Raw genomic sequence first — 234 nt, forward strand, 5'->3', positions numbered from 1 at the left:
ATGAACGCTCTGTGGTGATAGTCACAGAATCTTCAACAAGTAATTGCTCGCCTATGTAGGCTTTAATCCAGTTATCAGCCCATGCTTCTAGTTTTAAGTTATTCTTGCCTGTAATGGCAGGGTTTGTATTTTGTTCAGTAACTGTAGGCGTATGTTGATTGGGTTGCGGACCTCTAGAAAATGTACCTGTTTGAACTTTGCCACCATTACTGATCGTTTTTTGTTTAATGCTGT

General features: G+C 39.7%; 1 pseudogene. It reads right to left on the reverse strand.

The annotated features are described in order from the left end of the window. Window positions 1-234: pseudogene (locus V6260_RS18705) on the reverse strand (YHYH protein); the annotation flags it as partial.

It is taken from the genome of Pseudoalteromonas aliena (genome assembly GCF_038155085.1).
Taxonomy (GTDB): Bacteria; Pseudomonadota; Gammaproteobacteria; order Enterobacterales; family Alteromonadaceae; genus Pseudoalteromonas; species Pseudoalteromonas aliena_A.